This window comes from Actinomadura sp. NPDC048394 (genome assembly GCF_040651755.1).
Classification (GTDB): Bacteria; Actinomycetota; Actinomycetes; order Streptosporangiales; family Streptosporangiaceae; genus Spirillospora; species Spirillospora montaniterrae.
The window spans coordinates 1-21,360 of sequence record NZ_JBEZJL010000049.1 but is presented as its reverse complement, the minus strand read 5'-3'; the positions used below and the strand labels follow the sequence as shown (position 1 = coordinate 21,360).

Genomic DNA, 21,360 nt, shown 5'->3' with positions numbered 1-21,360 from the left:
CCCCAGGGCCCCTGCCCCCGGGCCGCTACCCCCGGGCCTTTAGCGCCGGGCGATGCCGCCGTAGGCGCCCCTGTAGAACACGAGGGGGCGGCCATCGTGGTTCTCGTCCAGGGCGTGGACGCGGGCGACGACGATGTCGTGGTCGCCGGCGGTGTGCTCCTGCTCGACGGAGCATTCGATCCAGGCGAGGGCGCCGTCGATGGCGGGCGCGCCGCTCGGGCTCTCCGTCCAGCCGATGCCGTCGAACTTGTCGCCGCCCTTCAGCGCGAGCCGCTCGCAGATCTCGAGCTGGCGCTCGCCGAGGATGTTGACGCAGAGCCGGTCCGCGCCGCGCAGCCGGGGCCAGGTGGTGCTGGTGTGGGCGACGCAGAACGCGACGAGCGGCGGGTCGAGGGAGACGGAGGTGAAGGAGTTGGCGGCGAGCCCGGTGGGCCGCGCCGTGCCGGGCTCGACGGCCGTGATGGCGACCACGCCGGTCGCGAACCGGCCCATCACCTGCCGGAACCGCGCGCCGTCGATCTCCGCCGCCGGCGTGATGGCTCCGTGCGCCATGGGGGCTCGATCCCTTCTGTCGACCAACTGCTTGCTCAGGCATCGGGCCCCGCCGGAACCGGGGCGGGTGGGCGTGTCGCCGGGGGTGGGGGGCGCGGCCTTCATGACCACTAAAGCCGCTCGCGGGGGATGATGATTCCCAAAGGGGACGATCTCCGTCAAAGGTCCCGGTGGTGGCTCGGTCCCAGGACGGAGCCCCGGCCCGTCGCCCGGACCGGGGCTCGGCGGATCGGCCGGCGCGGCTATGGGCGGCGCGCCTCGGCCGGGATGACCAGCGGCACCGCGCTGTACGGGCTGAGCGTCGCGGTCGAGGTCAGGCCGTCCAGGACGAGCCGTCCCGCGCCGGCGAGCCGGGCCCTCGCCTTCGCCGGCAGCCGCGGCCCCTCGTGCAGGCCGAGCCAGGCGATCCAGCCGGCCGCGACGACCGCCCAGTACGAGACGAGCCGGTACAGGCCGACCGCCGCGGCGGCCGGGGACAGCGCCGCGCCGAACGCGACCAGCGAGGCGGCCATGCTGCCCTCCACCGCGCCGAGGCCGCCCGGCAGCAGCGGCAGCACGCTGCCCGCGGCCTGGGCCGCGAAGTAGGCGAGCGCGGCGGCGTGCGGGTCGACGTCGATGCCGACGGCGTGCGCCGCGGCCAGCAGCGCCAGGATGTCCAGCACCCAGTTCAGCGTGGCGAGCGTGATCAGCGCGGCCCAGTCGCGCCGGTTCGGGCGCAGGACGTCGCGGATGCCGGCGAGCCGTTCGGCCCACGGGCCGAGCTTCGGATGCGCCAGCGCGGCGCGGTACGCGCGGCGCGGCGGCGCCGTCAGCACCGCGCGCGGGCGCGGCCAGCGCAGCAGCGGCACCAGCAGTACCAGCAGGGCGGCCGGGACGGCGAGGCCGGCCAGCGCCGGGCCCCGCGTGTCGGCGTCGACGAGCAGCGCGAGCAGGCCGATCACCGTGTAGGTCGTCGTGGTGATGACGCCGCCGGCCAGGATCACGGCCGTGGCGAGCTTCGCCGACGCCCCGCCGCGGCGGAACTGCCGGAACGTGTAGACGACGCTCACCGCGGGCCCGGCGGGCAGGGTGGTGGACAGCGCGTTGCCCGCGTAGGTGATCGCGAACGCGCGGCGCAGCGGCATCCGCAGCCCGCCGACCCGCAGCAGCCGCCGCTGGAGCCGGGCGAACGCGCCCATGGAGCCCGCGACGGCGAGCACCACCATCGTCATCCAGCCGGGATCGGCGTGCCGGATCGAGTGCCACATGGCGCCGAGGTCGGGAAGCGAGTCGCGGTAGAGCGGCAGCGCCCCGATGGCGAGGAGGAGCACTCCCCACTGCAGGAGAAGGCCCGCCTTGCGGCGCCACCAGGGGCGCTGCGGTGCGCCGTCGGCGGCGTGCGCGCCGGCGGGCCGGTCGAGGAACAGTTCGGCGGTGGACGGTTCGTCGGCGTCCGGTCCGTCCCGTCGTGGGCCGTCCGGAAGCGGACGGGGTGAGGCGACGTCGGCCGGGGGGTGTGCCGGTGCCGCGACTGTCTCGTGCATGTCCCGGTCACCTCGCAAGCTCGCCCGCCTAGCGCAACCTACGGCTCCGGTATGACATTCCCCGCGAGCGGGTCACGGAACCACAAAGTGATCTTTGCCACGGGGACCGTGCCGGGCGCGCCCGGCGGGCTCGTCAGCAACCTCTCGCGTTGCTCTGACAGCTGATCGCCTTCCTGTCTAGGATCTCCGATCTGTCTTGTTTGTTCCCGCCCTGCCGGAAAGGACTCCATGCCCGCCCCCCGAAGGACGGTCCTCCTCGGCGCCGCGGCCGGCGCGGCCGCGCTCGCCGTGGCCGGCGCCGTCGCCCTGCCGTCCGCTCCCGCCGCGCACGTCACCGTCTCCCCGGCCGCCGCGTCCACCGGCGCGGGCGACACCGCGCCGCTCTCCGGCGTCGCGTTCACTTTGAAGTCCACCCCCGTCTCCGCCGCCGCGCTCAAGCAGCTCGACGACCTGGCGGCGAACCCGGCTCGCGGCATGAAGCGGCAGGCGAACCTCGTCGCCGCGGCGAGCGGCGCCAGGAACGGGATGACCTGGAAGACCGGTTGCGGCTCCAACGACGCCGTCAAGGCCGTCGACGCCAAGGTCACACTCGGTGCCTGGTGCTTCGACAACGGCGACAAGAGCAGCAACTACTGGATCCCGCAGGGCGTCGCGAGCAGCCGCAGCGCCCAGCTCGACGGGTTCGTGCTCAGCTGGTACCACCGCCACGCCTCCGGCTCCGACTGGGTGACCGACGGGTCGCGCATCACCGTCGGCAAGCGCCCCCTTGTCGAGAAGAAGGGCGCGTACCAGCCCGTCACCCTCGCCATCCCGACCACCACCTCCGCCGGGAAGCTCGCGGTCAAGGACGTCCGGCCCGCCGCGCCCGCGTCCGGCACCGTCGCCGCCAAGGGCGTCGCGGAGGCCACGCAGCACCAGGGCGGCGTCGCCCTCGCCGGCGACTACCTCTACACCGCCGACACCTCGGGGCTCCGCGTCTACGACGTCCGCCGCACCTACCAGGTCGCCACGGGCAAGAACGAACTCGGCGTGGACGCCACGGACGGCAAGTTCTACGCGCACAACGAGAAGTACGTGCTGTTCCAGACCGGCATGTACCGGCCCGTCAACGCGGGCTCGTGCCCCGCCTGGGACAAGGCGCCGTCCGCCAAGAACAAGGACCTGTGCTTCAGCACGGTCACCTACGACCCGACCACGTCCCCCAAGAGCCTGCTCACCGCCGAGTACAAGACGGCGGGAGGGGTGACGTCGGCGAAGCCGATGCGCGTCGTCCGGTGGCCGCTCAACGCCGACGGCTCCCTCAAGGCGGACGCCTCCGGCCAGGTGAAGTCCACGGTCGTCTACGGGACGAACCTGACGAACGTCCAGGGCGTCGCCGGCTACCACGGAGGCGGCGGCGACACGATCTACTACAGCCAGTCCAACGGCGCCTCTCCCGGCGCGATCTACAGCGACCGGGACGGGGACGGCAAGGCGCCCTTCAAGGTCGTCGGGCCGATCGGCGGGGAGTCCCTCGCCTTCGACCCCTACTCGGGCGGCGACCGGGTCTACGGCATCACGGAGCGCCCCAACCAGCGGATGTTCTACTGGATCTACCGCAAGCAGCTCCAGCGGTCCGGCATGCCCTAGCCGGCGCGTCCGCGGGCGGCGGGGCTAGGGGCGGCGGGTGGGGTTCACGGCGTCGGACTCGGCGGCGGTGTCGGGCCCCGGCGGGTCGTCGTCGTCCCGCTCCGCCTCCCGCTCGTACTCGGCGATGCTCAGCCCGTCCGGGTTCGGCTGGGGGTCCTCGATCCTCAGGTCCTCGGGCGGGTCGGTCACGTACTCCTCGGTCAGGCCGATCTCGATGTCCTGATCGTTGTCGCCCATGTCGTCGACGTCCTCGCGGAAGTCGCGGCTCTCCCCGGGCTTGCGCGCCCTCATGGCTCCTCCACGGTCCGGTCGGGTTCGTCCGATCAGACCTGTATCCCCGCTGGCGCCGCGCCTACTCACGGGCGCGGCGCGGCTAGCCGCGGTCGCGGACGGCCACCAGCCCGCCGATCACCCCGACGTACGCGGTGCCGTTCGGGCCGACGGTGACGGGCGCCCAGTTGTTGTCGAACCACTTGCCCGTGCCGGTCAGCACCTTGTAGACGGTCTTGCCCGTGTGGACGTCCACCGCCGTGAAGTACCAGGCGTCGATCAGGTCCTTGCGCGGGTCCTTGGTGTACAGGTACAGCAGCCCGGCCGGGACGGAGACCTTCGCCACGGTGGACGGTGACCGCTCCGCGCTCGTCCAGACGGTGCGGCAGCCGTCCCCGCCGGCGTTCACGTCCACCCGGCTCACCCCGCCCGTGGACGACCCGCCGGGCGGCAGCTCGAAGAAGTTCTTGTACCCGTAGTTGTTCTCGACGAACAGGCTGCTCCCGTAGCCGATCAGGGAGTTGTCGGTCGCGCTCGCGCCGCTGCCGAAGACGGGCACCTGGCAGACGAGCCCGCCGTCGTCGCGGCGCCGCACGATCACGTGCATCCGGTCGTCGGCGTTGTCGGTGATCGCCACGTACCGGTCGCCGAGGAACGTCGGGGTCGTCCCGGACCCCTGGTCGATCTGCCCCGGCTTGCGTCCCGTGCCGCGGTCGTAGGTCTCGCGCCACAGCACCTCCGGCGTGCCGTCCGGGCCCGCCTTCATCTGGTAGAGCGCGTGGTCCGACACGATCGAGACGCCGTCGGGCGCCGCGGCGAACGAGTTCTGGATCTGCTCGCCCGGCAGCCGCGTCATCTTCACCGCGCCCGACTCCGGGTTCACGGTGCCGATGCGCCCGGCCCGCGTGATCCACCAGATCAGGCCCGTCCAGTCGGGGCCGACCGCGGTGATCGGGTCGCACTCGCCCTTCGGCCAGGGGTTCGTCCAGGTGGCGCAGTCGTGCGGGAGGTAGCGGGACAGGTCCCAGTCGTCGGTCACCGTGAACCGCCACGTGCTGTCCGGCCCCTTCTCGTGGGCGAAGCGGCGCAGGTGGAACTGCGAGTCGGCGAGCACCGCCCGGTCCTGCGGGTCCAGGTAGTAGTACGCGCCGCCGGACGTGTCGGTGAAGATCTTGTCGAGGCTGCCGGAGAACACCGCCTGGACCGTCGACGGCCTGGGCGGCAGCTGGTAGGTGGCGAGGTCCTTCAGCGTCACGGGGTCGATCAGCCGCAGCATGAAGTTCTGCCCCTGCGTGCACTGCGCGACGATCAGGCCCGTCCGCTTCGCGAACGTGACCGTCGAGCACAGGCCCGGCAGCCCGCCGCCCTTGGCGTCGTTGAGCACCTCCGGGTTACGGCCGAGCGGCCCCATGAACGGGTACGTGTCGGACGCGTAGCTGTCGGCGTGCATCGACGAGGTGCCGACCGGACCCTGGTACGGGTTGGCGGGCACGGGCTTCCCGGCCAGCGGCCTCGGCGTCGCCGGACCGCCGAGGTACTGCGGGACCAGCCCCTTCCCGGGACCGTCCGGGATGGCGCCGGCGGCCGCGGGGACGGCGGCGGCGCCGAGCAGGGCGGCCGAGAGGGCGGAGGCGGCGAGCGTTCTGCGCATGGGGGCTCCTATGCCGGGAGGAGGGCGGGTCCCGGCGCGCCTTCCGGGACTCACTCAACTGCGTTAATGGATCATCGCACGGAGCGCCCGGATGGTTACCATTCCCGGCATGGCCCTACAAGCAGTGATCTTCGACTGGGGCGGCACGCTGACCCCCTGGCACGACGTCGAGCTCCCCGACATGTGGCGCGCGATCTGCTCCCCGCACCTGCCGGCCGACAGCGTCGAGACCGTCGCCGCCGCCCTCTGCGAGGCGGAGCTCGAGCTGTGGCGGCGCGGCGCCGAGGAGCACCGCAGCGCCACCCTCGCCGAACTGTTCGCGCTCGCCGGCGTCGAACCGACCGAGGCCATGCTCGACACCCACTACGAGACCTGGACCCCGCACACCTGGACCGACCCGGCCGTCCCCGGCCTGCTCCGCGCGCTGCGCGAGCGCGGCATCAAGGTCGGCGTGCTGTCCAACACCATGTGGAGCCGCGAGCTGCACGAGCGGATCTTCGCCCGCGACGCCGTCCTCGACCTGCTCGACGGCGCCGTCTACTCCAGCGAGATCCCGTGGACCAAGCCGCACGCCGAGGCGTTCCGCGCCGCCATGGACGCCGTCGGCGCCACCGACCCCGCCGCCTGCGTCTTCGTCGGCGACCGCCCCTACGACGACATCCACGGCGCCAAGGCCGCAGGGCTGCGCGCCGTCCAGATCTGGCACCAGACCACGCACGCCTTCACCCGCCCCGGCCTGACGCCCCCGGACGCGCTGATCCACGGCATCGGCGAGCTGCTCCCGCACGTGGAGACCTGGCACGCCCCCTAAGCGCGCGGGTCAGGACTTGCGGGCGACGATCAGGTCGCGGGAGATCGCCTGGTCGACGCGGTGCCGGAAGCCCAGATAGGCCCCGGAGTCCTGCACCTCCAGCCCGCTGGAGGTCAGGATCTCCGCCAGCTCCTCGCGGCGCCCGACGAACGTGTTCCACGAGATTCCGATCGCGCCGCCGCGGCGCAGCAGCCGCGCCCACTCCGGCACCGCCGCGTCCAGCAGCTCCACCGGGCTGCGCGACAGCCGCGGCCCGGCCTTCTGGCCCGGCCGCGCGCCCTTCGCGCGGCTGCCGTGCTGCACCCCGTACGGCGCGTCCGTCACGATCAGGTCGAACGACCCGGGCCGGAAGAACTTCCCGGCCCCGAGCGCGTCGGCGTTCACGACGGTGATCTCCATCGTCTCGCCGCTCTTGTACCGCTCCTTGGACGCCCCCAGGGTGACGTGCAGCCGCCGCCCCAGCACCGCCTTCTCCCGCCGGACGGGCGCGATCTCGGCCTGGTGCTTCACCCGGTTGTTCTTCAGCCACGTCTTGATGAACGCCGCGTAGGCGTCGAAGTCCTTGCCGTCGACGTCCATACCGGCCGCGTCCAGCCCGTACATCATCGCCTGGTTCAGCGTCGTGCCCCGCCCGCACATCGGGTCGAACAGCCGGGGCCTGCCGGTCACCAGGTCCATGGGGGAGTCGGTCGCCATCGCGGTGACGTTCAGCAGCAGCTTGGTGAAGTACTCGTTGGTCTTCCCCGAGTACTTCTGGATCGTCAGCAGATCACTGCCGAACAGGTCCAGCGGCTTCAGCTCGACCGGCCTGAGCAGCTCGCCCTCGATCTCGAACAGCGCGTACAGCGACGACAGGTTCGACAGGAGCCGGATGTCGGTGCCGTCCAGGCCGTCCGCCGAGAACGTCACGTACGGGACGCCGCCGATGGACGTCTCCTCGATGTCGCGGACGCGGCCGCCGAGCGCCTGCTCGCCGAACACCGCCAGCTCGGCCTTCACCAGGCCCGCGGCGGCCTGCGCGTAGACCCGGTTGTGCGAGGGGGAGACGAGGAGGCCGTACGAGGTCACCGCAGGACATTAGCAGCTCGGAAGGAGAGGAGAGGCCGCCGGGAAAGCGTCCCCGGCGGCCTCTCCACGGCCCATGTGCGGGCCGTTCCTCCCCGGTCAACCCGTCCGGACGCTCCTGCGTCTGGCCTTCCGGGACTTGCGCCTGTTCTGGTACCGGACCGTCTCGCCGCCGGTCCGCTCGGCCGGGCGCGCATCGGGAAGGACCGCTTCCACTTCCACGCGGAGGCCGGCGTTCGCGGAATCCGCGGCGGCCTCGGGCCCGGGCTCCGCGCGCCGGGTCTCGGCGGACGCGGGCTCGGCGGACGCCGGGGCCGGAAGCGCGCGAGACGCGGCGGGTGCAGCGGACGCGGCCGGTGCGGCCTCGATCTCGGCCGGACGGTCCGCCGCCTCGACGGCCGGGAGGTCCGGCAGGTGCCGCGCGGCGGCGGCCAGCAGCTCCTGGACGCGGCTCTTCAGGCTCGCCAGATCGGCGCGCGCGACGTCGGCCTGAGCCTTGGCCCGGCGGGCCTGGCGGCGGGCCTCGTCGCGCTCGGCGGCGAGCTGGTTCAGCTGCTCCCGGTAGGCGGCGCGCAGCTCGTCCAGCGCACTGGGCGCGCGGGTACCGGGCCCGTCGGTCTCGTACCGGTGCGGGGTGCTGGTCATGGCAGGTCTGGGCTCCTCCCCCGAGTAGGCCAGTGCAAAATCGACAACGCGTACATGGAGCGCATTCGTTCCCGGCGTGCTGAAGATCACTCGCCCGGTTCGGGACGGGGTGACAGGTCCGCCGACGGCAGGCCCGGGAACGCCTCGGACGGGGCTCCCACGCCCGCGCTCGACCGCCATTTCGCCGACCGCGCCATCGACCGCTCGGCGCTGTCGGCGGCGAAGACCCGCAGGTCGGGCGCGGAGGCCCCGGCGAGGCCCACGTAGGCGGGAACGAGGTCGTCCTCCAGCGCCGCGGCGAGCCGGGCGGCGCTGCGGGCGTTGGTGACCTTGACCGGCAGCCGGTACCCGGCCGCCGCCGCGACCGGCTGCACCGACAGGATCGACACCAGCTTGTCGCGCTGCGCGCGATGCGCGTCCCAGTACGTCTTCGCGACCTCCTGCAGCGTCCCCCTCAGCCGGGCGCCGAGGACCCCGTAGCCGTACACGGCGGCGTGCTCGGCGGCGAGGGCCGTCTGGATCGCCTGGGCCGGCGACTTGGCCGGGTCGGCGGGCGGATGCGCGCGCACCGTCTCGGCGTGGCCCGCCTCGCACGCGCCGATGCTCGCCAGCAGCTGCGCCAGCCCGGGCGGGGCCTTCGCGGCGTCGGCCCGGCGGGCGGCGGCGGCGCGGTCCTCCGCGAGGCGCAGCGCCGTGAGGATCTCGGTGGGCCCCTCGGGCAGCTGGGCCGCGTGCGGCGGCGGGATCGCCCCGCCCTCATGGGCACGCCTTCCCGAGCCGGGCACGTAATGCCGCTTCAGCACGGCCAGATGCCGCCGGTGGTGTTCCAGGACGGGATCGAGGCGGCCGGCCAGCGACCCGGCCGCGGCCTTCGCCGCCTCGTAGGTGGCGATGAGGTCCTGCTCGGAGGTGATCGCGCCGACCAGCGTCGACACGTCCGGCCGGGGCCCCGCCGCCTCCGCCGCGCAGCCCGCCAGCCAGGGCGCCGCCAGCACGGCACCGCCGCCCAGCAGCAGCCCCCGGCGCGACACGGTTCCCGGCAGGCGCGGCACGGCCTCTGGCAAGGGAGTCTCCTCACCCGGTGGTGTGGTGGTGGCGGCCCGCGCCGCGCCGCCGGCTCCGTCCCGGTCGCCGGACGCGTCCATCAGGCCAGCTCAAGCATTCCATATCCGGCGCGCCGGTGAGCTGTTCGAAAGGCCGCTGAGGTGTCCGGCTCTCGATAGTCTTGAGGAGTCAGCGGACAAGCGGTGACTTCAGCGACAGGTCCCGCCGCCCTCACCGGCGGGCGGGAAGGCACAACAGGAGGAGGGTCCCATGAGCGTCGAGTCCCGCGGTGGCCGCGCTCAGGGGGGCCGCGCCAGGAGCGGGCGCGGCGACGCGCCGGCCCGGCCGGCCCGCGACGCCGCCATCGCGGACCTGACCGCGCTGCTCGCCCCCGCGGTCGCCGCGGCCGGGTTCGACCTGGAGGAGGTCGACGTGCGCCCCGCCGGGCGCCGCCGGCTCGTGAAGATCGTCGTGGACGGCGACGGCGGCGTGGGCCTGGACGACATCGCGCGGCTGAGCGAGAAGGCCTCCGGGCTGCTGGACGAGTCCGACGTGATGGGCACCTCGCCGTACGTGCTGGAGGTGACCTCGCCCGGCGTCGACCGTCCCCTCACCGAGCCGCGGCACTGGCGCCGCGCCGTCGGCAGGCTGGTCGTCGTCCCGCTGGCCGAGGGCGGCCAGGTCGAGGGCCGCGTGGTGGCGGCCGACGACGAGGCCGTCGAGATCGACGTCGCCACGGGCCGGGCCAAGGGGTCCGGCAAGGGCGGCGGCAAGTCCGCCGGACCGAGGAACACCGGGACGCGGCGCCGCCGGTTCGGCCTCGGCGAGCTGGGGCGCGGCCGCGTCCAGGTGGAGTTCAAGCCCCTCGACGGGGGTGGCTCGCCCGTTCCACCCGGCGAGGCCGAGGAAACGCGTTCTCCGGCTGAGCCGGACTAGAGGGGGGAACCTCGTGGACATCGACATGACCGCCCTGCGGGGCCTGGAGAGCGAGAAGGACATCTCGCTCGACGTGGCCGTCAAGGCCATCGAAGACGCCCTGCTGATCGCCTACCACCGGACCGAGGGCGCGGCGCCGCGCGCGCGCGTCGAGCTGGACCGGCAGAGCGGGCACGTGACCGTGTGGGCGACGGAGACCGACGAGGAGGGCAACGCCCTCCGCGAGTACGACGACACCCCGACCGGTTTCGGCCGGATCGCGGCGACCACCGCCAAGCAGGTCATCCTGCAGCGGCTGCGCGACGCCGAGGACGAGCTGACCTTCGGCGAGTACGCCGGCCGCGAGGGCGACATCGTCAGCGGCATCATCCAGCAGGGCAAGGACCCGCGGAACGTGCTGGTCGACCTCGGCCGGCTCGAGGCGGTGCTCCCGCCGCAGGAGCAGGTGCCCGGCGAGCGCTACGACCACGGCGAGCGGCTGCGCGCCTACGTCGTGCAGGTCCGCAAGGGCCACCGCGGCCCGTCGGTGCAGCTGTCGCGCACGCACCCGAACCTCGTCCGCAAGCTGTTCGCGCTGGAGGTCCCGGAGATCGCCGACGGCACCGTGGAGATCGCCGCGATCGCCCGCGAGGCCGGCCACCGCACCAAGATCGCGGTGCGGTCGCGCAAGCCCGGCGTGAACGCCAAGGGCGCCTGCATCGGCCCGCTCGGCAGCCGGGTCCGCAACGTGATGGCCGAGCTGCACGGCGAGAAGATCGACATCGTGGACTGGTCGGACGACCCCGCCGAGTTCGTCGGGAATGCGCTGTCCCCGGCCCGCGTTTCAGCGGTCGAGGTGGTCGACCTCGACGGCCGCGTGGCACGGGTGATCGTCCCCGACTACCAGCTCTCGCTGGCGATCGGCAAGGAAGGGCAGAACGCCCGGCTCGCGGCGCGGCTCACCGGCTGGCGGATCGACATCCGGTCCGACACCGAGCCGGCGGGCGGCGGGCCGTCCGGGCGGACCCCCTCGAAGGCCCCCGAGGCCGGCGAATCCGGATCTTCCGAATCAGGAGAGCATGCGACAGGTCCCGCCGACGCCTCGGCGCGGTAGACTCATGGAACGTGGCCGGGCGGTTCCACAACGCACGTGTGTGGGCTGCCGGGTCCGCACGGCCAAGTCCGACCTGTTGCGCCTGGTGGTGGTCGAGGGCGAGATCGTCCCCGATCCCCGCGGGCGGCTCCCGGGCCGGGGCGCGCATCTGCACCCCGATCCGCGGTGCCTCGAACTCGCAGAGCGACGTCGGGCGTTCCCGCGGGCTTTCCGCCTGCAGGGCCCGCTCGACGGCAGCGCGCTGCGGGAGCGGCTTGCGGGGAACGCCGCGCAGCAGCAGGATGGCCGAATGGTAAGCGACGTCTAGTCGGAAGCAGGTCGAGATTGCTATGAGCGCTCGATGAGCACGCCGCGATGAGTACGGCAGGTTAACGACGGTCCGGTGGCCGCACCCCCGGACCGAGTAGGGAGTGCAGTGGCCAAGGTCCGGGTTTACGAACTCGCCAAGGAGTTCGGTGTCGAGAGCAAGGTCGTCATGGCCAAGCTCCAGGAAATGGGCGAGTTCGTACGGTCGGCGTCCTCCACGATCGAGGCGCCGGTCGTTCGCAGGCTTACCGAAGCCTTTTCAAACGGTTCGTCCTCCAAGCAGGGCGACAGGCGCGTAGGCGGCCAGAAGCGGCCCCAGGGGCCCCGCCCGTCCGCGCCGCGTCCCGGTCCGCCCAACGGCGGTCCGGAATCCCAGGGTGCCCGCCCGCAGGCGCCGCGGCCCGCCGCGCCGCGCCCGGCCGGGCCGCGCCCCGGCCCCGGCGGTGCCGCCGGCGGCCCGAAGCCGGGTCCGCGTCCGCCGGTCCCGCCCGCGCCGAGCCAGCCCGCTCCGGGCCAGCCGGCGCCGCAGGTCCCGCAGGCTCCGGCCGCCAAGGCCCCGAGCGCCCCGCCGTCCGGCGGTCCCGGCGCTCCGGCCGGCCCGCGTCCGGGTCCGCGCGCGCCCAAGCCGGGCCCGCGTCCCGGCCCCCGGCAGGGCGGCCAGGGCGGCGGCGGTGGCCGTCCGCGTCCGGGCAACAACCCGTTCAGCTCGACCAACACCGGCATGGGCCAGGCGCCCAAGCCGGGTCCGCGTCCCGGCCCGCGGCCGGGCGGCGACCGTCCCGAGCGCGACGAGCGCCCGCGCGGCGGCGACCGTCCCGGCGGTCCGCGTCCGGGCGGTCCGCGTCCCGGCGCCCCGGGCGCCGGCGGCCCGCGGCCGAGTCCCGGCAGCATGCCGCCCCGTCCGGGCGGCCCGCGGCCGAGCCCGATGAACATGCCGTCCTCGCGGCCCGCGGGCGCCCCCGGGCGCGGCGGTCCCGGCGGCGGCGGCCGCGGTCCCGGCGGCGGTGGCCGTCCGGGCGGCGGTGGTCGCGGTCCCGGTGGCGGCGGCCGTCCCGGTGGTGGCGGCGGCGGCTTCGGCGCGCCCCGCGCCGGCGGCGGCGGTCGTCCGGGTGGCGGCTTCGGCCCCCGTCCGGGTGGCGGCGGCCGCGGTCGCGGCGGCACGCAGGGCGCGTTCGGACGTCCCGGCGGGCGTCCCGCGCGCGGTCGCAAGTCGAAGCGGGCGCGCCGTCAAGAGTTCGAGAACATGCAGGCGCCCGCCGTCGGCGGCGTCTCGGCCCCGCGCGGCAACGGCAAGACCATCCGGCTGCCGCAGGGCGCGTCGCTGACCGACTTCGCCGAGAAGATCGGCGCCAACCCGGCGTCGCTCGTCGCGATCATGATGCACCTCGGCAAGATGGTCACCGCGACGCAGTCCGTCGACCCCGACGACCTGCAGGCCCTCGGGCTCGAGCTGGACTTCGACGTCCAGGTCGTCAGCCCCGAGGACGAGGACCGCGAGCTGCTCGAGTCGTTCGACATCGAGTACGGCGAGGACGAGGGCGGCGAGGAGAACCTCGTGTCCCGCCCGCCGGTGGTCACCGTCATGGGCCACGTCGACCACGGTAAGACCAAGCTGCTGGACGCCATCCGGCACGCCAACGTGCAGGCGGGCGAGGCCGGCGGCATCACCCAGCACATCGGCGCCTACCAGGTCGAGACCGAGGTCGACGGCGAGGAGCGCAAGATCACCTTCATCGACACCCCGGGTCACGAGGCGTTCACCGCCATGCGTGCCCGCGGTGCCGACACCACCGACCTGGTGGTGCTGGTGGTCGCGGCGGACGACGGCGTGAAGCCGCAGACCACCGAGGCGATCGACCACGCCACGGCGGCCGGGGTGCCGATCGTCGTCGCGGTCAACAAGATCGACGTCGAGGGCGCCGACCCGAACCGGGTGCGGGCGCAGCTCACCGAGTACGGCCTGGTCGCCGAGGAGTTCGGCGGTCAGACCCAGTTCGTCGACGTGTCCGCCAAGCAGGGCACCAACATCGACGGGCTGCTCGAGGCGATCATCCTGACCGCCGACGCCGAGCTGGAGCTGCAGGCCAACCCCGACATGCCCGCCCAGGGCTCGGCCATCGAGGCCCACCTGGACAAGGGCCGGGGCGCCGTGGCGACCGTGCTGGTGCAGCGCGGCACGCTGCGGGTCGGCGACTCGATCGTCTGCGGCGTGGCCAGCGGCCGCGTCCGGGCGATGCTCGACGAGAACGGCAACAACGTCGAGGAGGCGGGCCCGTCCCGTCCGGTGATGGTGCTCGGCCTCGCGGCCGTGCCCGGCGCCGGGGACAACTTCCTGGTCGTCGACGACGACCGGGTGGCCCGGCAGATCGCCGACAAGCGGGTGGCGCGCAAGCGCAACGCCGAACTGCTCAAGTCCCGCAAGAGCAGCTCCCTCGAGGAACTGTTCAAGGACTTCCAGGAGGGCAAGCGGCAGGAACTGCTGCTCATCCTCAAGGGCGACGTCTCCGGTTCCGTCGAGGCGCTGGAGGACTCGCTGCTCAAGATCGACGTGGGCGACGAGGTCAGCCTGCGGATCATCCGCCGCGGTGTCGGCGCGATCACGCAGGACGACGTCAACCTGTCGCTGGCGTCCGAGGAGGGCGCGGTCATCATCGGCTTCAACGTCCGGCCGGAGCGCAACGCGCAGGAACTGGCCGACCGCGAGGGCGTCGACATCCGCTACTACTCGGTCATCTACCAGGCGATCGACGAGATCGAGGCCGCCCTCAAGGGCATGCTGAAGCCGGAGTTCGAGGAGGCCCAGCTGGGCACCGCCGAGGTCCGGGAGATCTTCAAGGTGCCGCGGATCGGCAACGTCGCCGGTTCGATGGTCACCTCGGGGATCATCCAGCGCAACGCCAAGGCGCGCCTCGTCCGCGACGGCGTCGTGGTCGCCGACAACCTCACGGTGTCGTCGCTGCGCCGCTTCAAGGACGACGCGACCGAGGTCCGCGAGGGCTTCGAGTGCGGCATCGGGGTCGGCTACAACGACATCAAGCTCGGCGATGTCATCGAGTGCTTCGAGATGCGGGAGAAGCCTCGCGACTGAGGCCCGCGCTCGCGGCACCCGATCGTCCGCGGTACGGACCGTCCGCGCGGACCAGGCCTCCGGGCCCGGTCCGCGCGGGCGGCCGTCCGGGACGGACCGGTGAGAAAATGTGACACGACGCCAGGCGATTCTTCTAGCCTGGCGTCTGTCGTTCCCGGGCGCCGGGCGGCCCGGGAACACGGCGGCCGACCGCCGTCGTTCCTACTGTGGATCCCGAGGTGATCGACCAGGTGTACGTGGGTGCGCTGACGCTCGACCTGCTGCTGGGGGACGTGCGGTCGCTGAAGCAGAAGCGGTCGGTGGTCCGGCCCATCATCGCGGAGGTGCGCAAGCACTTCCCGGGGGTGGCCGTGGCCGAGACCGGTGACAACGACCTGCACCGCAGGGCGGAGATCGGGATCGCCGTGGTCTCGGGCACCGCGGCCAACTGCACCCAGGTGCTCGACCAGTGCGAGCGCCTGGTGTTCGGGCGGCCGGAGATCGAGCTGCTGTCCGCGCGGCAGCGGCTGTTCAACGACGACGAGGACTGACCGGCCGTGCCCCGCCCCGCCCCGGCGGAGCGGAGGGCGGCCGGCACACCGGGGCCCGCGGGGGCCGGTCTCCCGCGGGACCCCGCGACCATAGAGAAAGGGAGTGCGATCATGGTGGACGCAGCTCGGGCGCGCAAGCTCGCCGACCGCATCCAGCAGATCGTGGCCGAGATGCTGGAGAGGCGGATCAAGGATCCGCGGCTCGGCTTCGTGACCGTGACGGACACCCGCATCACCAACGACCTGCGCGACGCGACCGTGTACTACACGGTGTACGGGTCGGACGGCGAGCGCGCCGAGACGGCGGCGGCCCTGGAGAGCGCCAAGGGCGTCATCCGGTCGGAGGTGGGCAGGAAGACCGGGGTGCGGCACACGCCCAGCATCACGTTCGTCATGGACTCCCTGATGGAGAACGCGGCGCACATCGACGACCTGCTCGCCAAGGCCCGCGCGAAGGACGCCGAGGTGGCGAGGGCGGCGCAGGGGGCGTCGCCAGCGGGGGAGGCCAACCCGTACCGCGAGCCCGCCTCCGAGGAGGACCTCGACGACGAGGATCTGGACGACCTGGGCGCGGCGGAGGACGGTGAGGACGGCCGGTCCGGACGCCCGTCGTCGTGAACGGGCCGGAATGGCGGGCGGAGGGATCGGGAGCCGCCCGGGCCGAGGAGTGCGCGCTGCACGGGATGGGCGGGCATCCGGCGAGCGGCCACGACGTCGTGCCGCGAGGCGCCGGCGTCCGCGGTGGTTCCGCGGTGCAGCAAGTACCGGCCCTGAACGGTGCCGTCCCCAACGGAGCCGCGAGCGGTGCCGGCCCCAACGGAGCCGCGAACGGTGCCGCTCCGAACGGCGCCGGCGCGGGCGGCGCTGAGGTGAACGACTCCGAGGCGCGGGCGGCCGTGCCGCCGTCCGCGCGCATGGACTGGGACCGGGCCGTCGAGCTGATCGAGGCGGCCGACGAGGTGTGCCTCGCCTGCCACATCGCCCCGGACGGCGACGCGCTCGGCTCGATGCTGGCGCTCGCGCAGGCGCTGCACGCCATGGGCAAGCGGTGCCTGGCCTCGTTCGGCGAGCCGTTCGCGGTGCCGGCGATCCTGCGGTTCCTGCCCGGCCAGGAGTTCCTGGTCGAGCCCGCGCTGATGCCGGCCGCGCCGGCGCTGATGATCTCCCTGGACGCGGCGGGGCAGTCGCGGCTCGGGTCGCTCGCGGGCGCGGCGGGCCGGGCCGGGAACCTGATCGTCGTCGACCACCACGCGTCCAACGTCGGGTTCGGCGGCGTGCGGCTGGTCGATCCGGACGCGGCCGCGACGGCGGTACTGGTCGAGGAGCTGATCCGGCGGCTCGGCGTGCCGCTCGACGGCGACATCGCGCAGGGCCTGTACGCGGGCCTCGCCAGCGACACCGGCTCGTTCAAGTACCCGTGCACGACCCCGGAGGTGCACGACCTGGCGGGACGGCTGCTGACGGCGGGCGTCCGGCCGGAGGCGGTCAGCCGGGAGCTGTGGGACCGGGCGCCGTTCGGCTACCTGCAGGTGCTGGCCGGGGCGCTGTCGCGGGCCCGGCTGGAGCGGGACGCGGCGGGCGGCCGCGGCCTGGTCTGGACGACGATCGCCCGCTCCGACCGGGAGGCCCGCGACGTCCCCTACGACCAGCTGGAAGGCGTCATCGACCAGCTGAGGCGCACCGACGAGGCCGAGGTCGCGGTCGTGCTGAAGGAGAACGACCGGGGCGAGTGGTACGTGTCGACGCGCGCGAAGGGCGCGGTGGACGTCGGCCGCGCCTGCGTGGAGCTGGGCGGGGGCGGGCACCGCACCGCCGCCGCGTTCACCATGGGCGGGGAGCCCGCCTGGATCATCGACCGGCTGCGCGCCGCGCTGCGCGAGCCGGGCCCCGACGGAGAGTAGAGAGCGCGCGCGTGGAGAACTCGGGACTTGTCATCGTGGACAAGCCGGCGGACTGGACCTCGCACGACGTGGTCGGGAAGATGCGGCGGCTGGCGAAGACCCGCCGCGTCGGGCACGCGGGGACGCTGGACCCGATGGCGACGGGCGTGCTCGTCCTCGGCGTCGGGAAGGCGACCCGGCTGCTCGGCCATCTCGCGCTGACCGAGAAGGGGTACGACGCGACGATCCGGCTGGGCGAATCGACGAACACCGACGACGCCGAGGGCGAGATCACCGCGACGGTGTCCGCCGCGTCCGTGGCCGACGAGGCGCTGCACGCGGGGATCGCGGCGCTGACCGGGCCGATCGAGCAGGTGCCGCCGCAGGTCAGCGCGATCAAGGTGAACGGGCAGCGGGCGTACAAGATGGCCCGCAAGGGCGAGGAGGTCGAGCTCGCGGCCCGTCCGGTGACGGTGCACGAGTTCCGGGTGCTGGACGTGCGGCGGCACGGCGAGGTGATCGACGTGGACGCGTCGGTGGCGTGCTCGTCCGGCACGTACATCCGGGCGCTGGCCCGCGACCTCGGCGCGGCGCTCGGCTGCGGCGGGCATCTGACGGCGCTGCGCCGCACCCGCGTCGGCCCGTACGACCTGGCGATGGCGCGCACGCTCGACCAGTTGGGCGAGAAGCTGGAGATCCTGCCGATGGCGGAGGCGGTCGCGGCGGTGTTCCCGCGCCGCGACGTGTCGGAGGACGACGCCCGCAAGGTCGCGCACGGCGGACGTCTCGCGGCGGCCGGCCTGGGCCCGGGCCCCGTCGGCGTGTTCGCGCCGGACGGGACCCTTCTGGCCCTGGTCGAGGAGCAGGGCAAGCTCGCCAAGCCCCTCGCCGTCTTCGTCGGCTAGCCCGGCCGCCCGGCCCGGGTCAGGCGGCCCGGCCCGCGTCAGGTGGCCAGGTTCTCCTTGGCGAGCAGCGTCTTGAGGTCGTTGGCCATGTCGGCGCTGCCGAACTTGTACGGGAACAGCAGGCGCCCGTGCCCGTCCGGCCCGTAGGTCATGACGTTGCTGCCGTGCTGGACCATGTAGTTCCCCTTGGCGTGCTTCGGCGGCGGGCTGACCGGCGCCTTCGCGATCCCGGCGGCCTTCTCGACGGTCTTCCAGGGGCCGGTGAGGCCCATGAACGACCTGTCGAAGTGGCCGAGGAAGGTCTTGAGCGCCTTCGGGGTGTCCCGGGCCGGGTCGGCGGTGATGAAGACGACCTGGATCTTCGCGCGCTGGGCCGGGCTGAGCAGCGACATGGCTCCGGCGGCGTCCGCCATTGTCGTCGGGCAGATGTCGGGGCAGTTGGTGTAGCCGAAGAACAGCATCGTGACCTTGCCCTTGGTCCTCTTCGGCAGGTCGTAGGGGCGGCCGTTCATGTCGGTCATCGTGACGTCGGGGACGGTGTACGAGGCGGGCAGCACGGTGGCCTTGTACGGGGACCGGGGCGCGCTGTCGCTGGTCTTGGCTCCGGCGGACTCGCCGCCGCAGGCGGCGGCCCCCAGCAGGCCGGCGAGCCCGGCGCCCGCCGCGATCGTGCGGAACCGATGTGCGTTGTCGTGCATGGGAACTCTCTTCGTGAGGAAACGTCGGGAATGACGGATCGCCCCGTCAGCGGCGGCTGCGGGGGATGCGGTGCTTCCTCAGGCGGGAGGGCCTCGGCGGACGAGCGCGTGCCGCAGCGGTGCGACGGCCGCCGGGCGGACCGGCCCGGCGGCGGGCATGACCGGGGCGGCCGGGGGCGCGGCGGGGGAGAGGGCGGCGGCCAGGAGCAGCCGCCAGGGACCGGCCGCCGCCGCCGAGACCTTCCGGGCGAGCGACCACATCGCGGCCTCGCCTCGCCGCAGCCAGACGGCCGCGACCAGGGCGGTCGCGAGGTGCACGGCCGTCATGGCCCAGCCGCCGTGCCCGTGCGCGGCAGGGACCGGAGCGCCGCCGTGGTGGTGGACGGACGTCCCGGCCGACGCCCGGGCGAACAGCGCGTGCAGCCCGAACTCGGCGCCGAGCAGGCCGCCGAGGATCGTCCAGAAGGAGCGTTCGGTGCCGGTCAGGAGCAGCGAGAAGCCGGTGACCAGCAGGAACCCGAGTCCGACCGCGGACGGCGGGACCGCCGCGTGCGCCGCGTACGCGTGACCGGCGGTGGTCAGGGCCAGGCAGACCGTGGCGAAGACGACCGCGCGGGCGAGGCGGAGGCGGGGCTGGTGCGGCATGGGCGCGCCCATCGTCCCATGGGGGTTGAGATAGGGCGCCGCGGCATCGGATCATGCGTGTCGGCGAGCGCCCGCGCCCGGCGGGAGGCGAGCGCCCGCGCCCGGCGTCCGGCGGGCGCCGTGGCGAGCGTCACCCGGGGCGCCGGTGCGGACGAACCTACGGTCGCGTAACCTACGTAACCGTAGGTTAGTTGCAGAGGAGGCTGCCCATGAACACGGTGACCGATCCCGTGACCGACCCCGCCGGCGAGCCGGGACCGGACGCCGCCGCGTCCCCCACCAAACCGCGGATGCGCGGCTGGCTGCACCTCGGCGCGTTCCCCGCCGTCATGGTCGCCGGGCTCGTCCTCGTCGCGCTCGGCCCCACCCCGCTCGCCCGGCTCTCGTCCGCCGTCTACGTCGCCACGTCCGGGCTGCTGTTCGGGATCTCGGGAACGTACCACCGCCAGGCCAGCTCGCACCGGCTGATCGAGGTGCTGCGCCGCTTCGACCACGCCAACATCTACCTGATCATCGCCGGGACCTACACGCCGTTCGCCGTGCTGGCCCTCGACGGCGGCGTCCGCATCGCCGTCCTGATCACCGTGTGGACGGGAGCCATCGCCGGCGTGGTCTTCCGCACCACCTGGATCGGCGCCCCGCGCGCGCTCTACGTGACCCTCTACATCGTGCTCGGATGGGTCGCCGTGTTCTTCCTGCCACAGTTCCTGGACGGCGCGGGCCTCGTCGCCTGCCTCATGGTCGCGCTCGGAGGCGTCTGCTACAGCGTCGGCGGGATCGTCTACGGGCTGCGCCGCCCCAACCCGTCCCCGCGCTGGTTCGGCTTCCACGAGGTCTTCCACGCCTGCACCCTCGCCGCGTACGTCCTGCAGTACATCGCCGTCTCGTTCGTCGTCTACCAGGCGGGGTGATCGCCCGGCCGGGCCGAAGCGCGCCCCCTCGGTAACGGCACCGGACGGCGCATGGCACCCTTATGTCGACAGACAGAACCCGCAGGGACGTCCTACGCAGGGAGAGCATGGTGCGGCGCTGGCATGGCCTCGACGAGGTTCCCGCCGACTGGGGCCGTTCGGTGGTCACCATCGGGGTGTTCGACGGGGTGCACCTCGGTCATCAGCGGATCGTCGGCGCCGCCGCCGAGGAGGCGCGCCGCCGCGGCCTGCGCTCGGTCACGATCACCTTCGACCCGCATCCCGACGAGGTCGTCCGGCCCGGCACCCACCCGCCGCTGCTCGCCACCACCCAGCGCCGCATCGAGCTGCTGGAGGGCCTCGGCACCGACGCGGTCGTGGTCGTCCCGTTCACGCTGGACCTGTCGAAGACGCCGCCGGACGAGTTCGTCCAGCAGGTCCTGGTCGACCGGCTGCACGCGGCCCACGTCATCGTCGGCGAGGACTTCCGGTTCGGGCACAAGGCCAAGGGCGACGTCGCGCTGCTGAAGGAGCTCGGCGCCAAGTACGACTTCACCGCCGAGGGCATGCCGCTCGTCGCCAACGGCGACACGATCTCCTCCACCTACATCCGGGAGCGGCTGGAGGCCGGCGACGTCGAGGGCGCCGCGGCCTCGCTCGGCCGCCCGCACCGCGTCGAGGGCGTGGTCGTCCGCGGCCACCAGCGGGGCCGGGCGCTCGGCTTCCCCACCGCGAACCTGGAGACGCTGCCGCACACCGCGATCCCCGCGGACGGCGTGTACGGCGGCTGGCTGGTCGCCGACACCGACCGCTACCCCGGCTTCCGCTGGCCCGCCGCGATCTCCATCGGCACCAACCCGACGTTCGAGGGCGCGGGGGAGCGGACCGTCGAGGCCTACGCCCTCGACCGCGACGACCTCGACCTGTACGGCGAGCACATGGGCGTCGACTTCACCGCCCGCATCCGGGACACGCTGAAGTTCGACTCGATCGACGCCCTCATCGAGGAGATGCACCGCGACGTCGACCGAGCCCGCGAGATCACCGCGTAGCCCCGCCGGGCCGCACCATCTCCACGACCTCAGCCGTCACGCGAGCGCGCTATCTGACCGGTGGGGCGAAGCCGAAGGCGAGCCCCACCGGGAAGCTCGCGAAGCGAGTTCGCGCTCGCCCAATCA

The 21,360-nt window shown here is 73.6% G+C and carries 21 protein-coding genes; 12 read left to right on the top strand and 9 right to left on the bottom strand.

The genetic code is table 11. The features are described 5' to 3' along the window. Positions 1-39: 39 nt before the first annotated feature. Entirely contained in the window at positions 40-552 is a 513-nt protein-coding gene (locus AB0C78_RS31435; protein WP_360754869.1) for a flavin reductase family protein, read from the bottom strand. A 242-nt stretch (positions 553-794) separates the two neighbouring features. Further along, positions 795-2,075, bottom strand: a complete 1,281-nt coding sequence (locus AB0C78_RS31430; RefSeq protein WP_360754867.1) for a lysylphosphatidylglycerol synthase transmembrane domain-containing protein — start codon at positions 2,073-2,075, stop codon at positions 795-797. Between the two features lie 228 nt (positions 2,076-2,303). On the opposite strand from AB0C78_RS31430, the gene AB0C78_RS31425 reads away from it, so the two are divergent. Continuing rightward, positions 2,304-3,704, top strand: a complete 1,401-nt coding sequence (locus tag AB0C78_RS31425) for a hypothetical protein (protein WP_360754864.1) — start codon at positions 2,304-2,306, stop codon at positions 3,702-3,704. A 24-nt stretch (positions 3,705-3,728) separates the two neighbouring features. On the opposite strand, the gene AB0C78_RS31420 is transcribed toward AB0C78_RS31425, so the two are convergent. Then, complete coding sequence (locus tag AB0C78_RS31420; protein WP_360754862.1) at positions 3,729-3,995, bottom strand: hypothetical protein; 267 nt, start codon at positions 3,993-3,995, stop codon at positions 3,729-3,731. A gap of 82 nt (positions 3,996-4,077) precedes the next feature. Then, positions 4,078-5,625, bottom strand: a complete 1,548-nt coding sequence (locus AB0C78_RS31415; protein WP_360754860.1) for a hypothetical protein — start codon at positions 5,623-5,625, stop codon at positions 4,078-4,080. 109 nt (positions 5,626-5,734) lie between these two features. Here AB0C78_RS31415 and AB0C78_RS31410 point away from each other — a divergent pair, with 109 nt between their 5' ends. Next, entirely contained in the window at positions 5,735-6,436 is a 702-nt protein-coding gene (locus tag AB0C78_RS31410) for an HAD family hydrolase (RefSeq protein WP_360754858.1), read from the top strand. Between the two features lie 9 nt (positions 6,437-6,445). Here AB0C78_RS31410 and AB0C78_RS31405 read toward each other — a convergent pair whose 3' ends face one another. The 3 genes from AB0C78_RS31405 to AB0C78_RS31395 all read right to left on the bottom strand — a co-directional run bounded on the left by AB0C78_RS31405 (position 6,446) and on the right by AB0C78_RS31395 (position 9,291). After that, positions 6,446-7,504, bottom strand: coding sequence for an SAM-dependent methyltransferase (locus AB0C78_RS31405; RefSeq protein ID WP_360754855.1), 1,059 nt, complete (start codon positions 7,502-7,504; stop codon positions 6,446-6,448). Positions 7,505-7,600: 96 nt separating this feature from the next. Next, complete coding sequence (locus AB0C78_RS31400; RefSeq protein WP_360754852.1) at positions 7,601-8,146, bottom strand: hypothetical protein; 546 nt, start codon at positions 8,144-8,146, stop codon at positions 7,601-7,603. A gap of 86 nt (positions 8,147-8,232) precedes the next feature. Beyond that, positions 8,233-9,291 (bottom strand): ferritin-like domain-containing protein, encoded by a 1,059-nt coding sequence (locus AB0C78_RS31395; RefSeq protein ID WP_360754849.1) that lies wholly within the window; start codon positions 9,289-9,291, stop codon positions 8,233-8,235. A 169-nt stretch (positions 9,292-9,460) separates the two neighbouring features. On the opposite strand from AB0C78_RS31395, the gene rimP reads away from it, so the two are divergent. From rimP to truB, 8 genes are all read left to right on the top strand, one after another. After that, positions 9,461-10,126, top strand: coding sequence for a ribosome maturation factor RimP (gene rimP / locus AB0C78_RS31390; protein ID WP_360754847.1), 666 nt, complete (start codon positions 9,461-9,463; stop codon positions 10,124-10,126). A gap of 25 nt (positions 10,127-10,151) precedes the next feature. Then, complete coding sequence (nusA, locus tag AB0C78_RS31385; RefSeq protein ID WP_151545284.1) at positions 10,152-11,219, top strand: transcription termination factor NusA; 1,068 nt, start codon at positions 10,152-10,154, stop codon at positions 11,217-11,219. Beyond that, positions 11,185-11,526, top strand: a complete 342-nt coding sequence (locus tag AB0C78_RS31380) for a YlxR family protein (RefSeq protein WP_360754845.1) — start codon at positions 11,185-11,187, stop codon at positions 11,524-11,526. Before nusA ends, AB0C78_RS31380 begins: the two co-directional genes overlap by 35 nt. Positions 11,527-11,634: 108 nt before the next feature. Continuing rightward, positions 11,635-14,613, top strand: coding sequence for a translation initiation factor IF-2 (infB, locus tag AB0C78_RS31375; RefSeq protein ID WP_360754842.1), 2,979 nt, complete (start codon positions 11,635-11,637; stop codon positions 14,611-14,613). Positions 14,614-14,831: 218 nt separating this feature from the next. Next, on the top strand, positions 14,832-15,143 hold the full coding sequence (locus tag AB0C78_RS31370) for a DUF503 domain-containing protein (RefSeq protein ID WP_225992419.1): 312 nt from the start codon (positions 14,832-14,834) through the stop codon (positions 15,141-15,143). A gap of 111 nt (positions 15,144-15,254) precedes the next feature. After that, entirely contained in the window at positions 15,255-15,761 is a 507-nt protein-coding gene (rbfA, locus tag AB0C78_RS31365) for a 30S ribosome-binding factor RbfA (protein WP_360754840.1), read from the top strand. Continuing rightward, the gene (locus AB0C78_RS31360) at positions 15,758-17,044 is read left to right on the top strand and encodes a bifunctional oligoribonuclease/PAP phosphatase NrnA (RefSeq protein WP_360754837.1); all 1,287 of its coding nucleotides are present in this window, start codon (positions 15,758-15,760) and stop codon (positions 17,042-17,044) included. Before rbfA ends, AB0C78_RS31360 begins: the two co-directional genes overlap by 4 nt. Before the next feature lie 11 nt (positions 17,045-17,055). Beyond that, a complete protein-coding gene (gene truB / locus AB0C78_RS31355) occupies positions 17,056-17,928 on the top strand; it encodes a tRNA pseudouridine(55) synthase TruB (protein WP_360754835.1) in 873 nt (290 codons plus the stop codon). A gap of 38 nt (positions 17,929-17,966) precedes the next feature. Here the strand turns inward: truB and AB0C78_RS31350 are convergent, their stop codons facing one another. Together AB0C78_RS31350 and AB0C78_RS31345 are read right to left on the bottom strand one after the other, a co-directional pair. Next, entirely contained in the window at positions 17,967-18,626 is a 660-nt protein-coding gene (locus tag AB0C78_RS31350) for an SCO family protein (protein ID WP_360754832.1), read from the bottom strand. Between the two features lie 78 nt (positions 18,627-18,704). Then, positions 18,705-19,271: an MFS transporter gene (locus tag AB0C78_RS31345; protein ID WP_360754829.1), complete on the bottom strand. Its 567-nt coding sequence runs from the start codon at positions 19,269-19,271 to the stop codon at positions 18,705-18,707. Positions 19,272-19,480: 209 nt separating this feature from the next. On the opposite strand from AB0C78_RS31345, the gene AB0C78_RS31340 reads away from it, so the two are divergent. After that, entirely contained in the window at positions 19,481-20,182 is a 702-nt protein-coding gene (locus AB0C78_RS31340) for a hemolysin III family protein (RefSeq protein WP_360754827.1), read from the top strand. Positions 20,183-20,292: 110 nt separating this feature from the next. Continuing rightward, the gene (locus AB0C78_RS31335) at positions 20,293-21,234 is read left to right on the top strand and encodes a bifunctional riboflavin kinase/FAD synthetase (RefSeq protein WP_360754826.1); all 942 of its coding nucleotides are present in this window, start codon (positions 20,293-20,295) and stop codon (positions 21,232-21,234) included. The last annotated feature ends 126 nt before the right edge of the window (positions 21,235-21,360 follow it).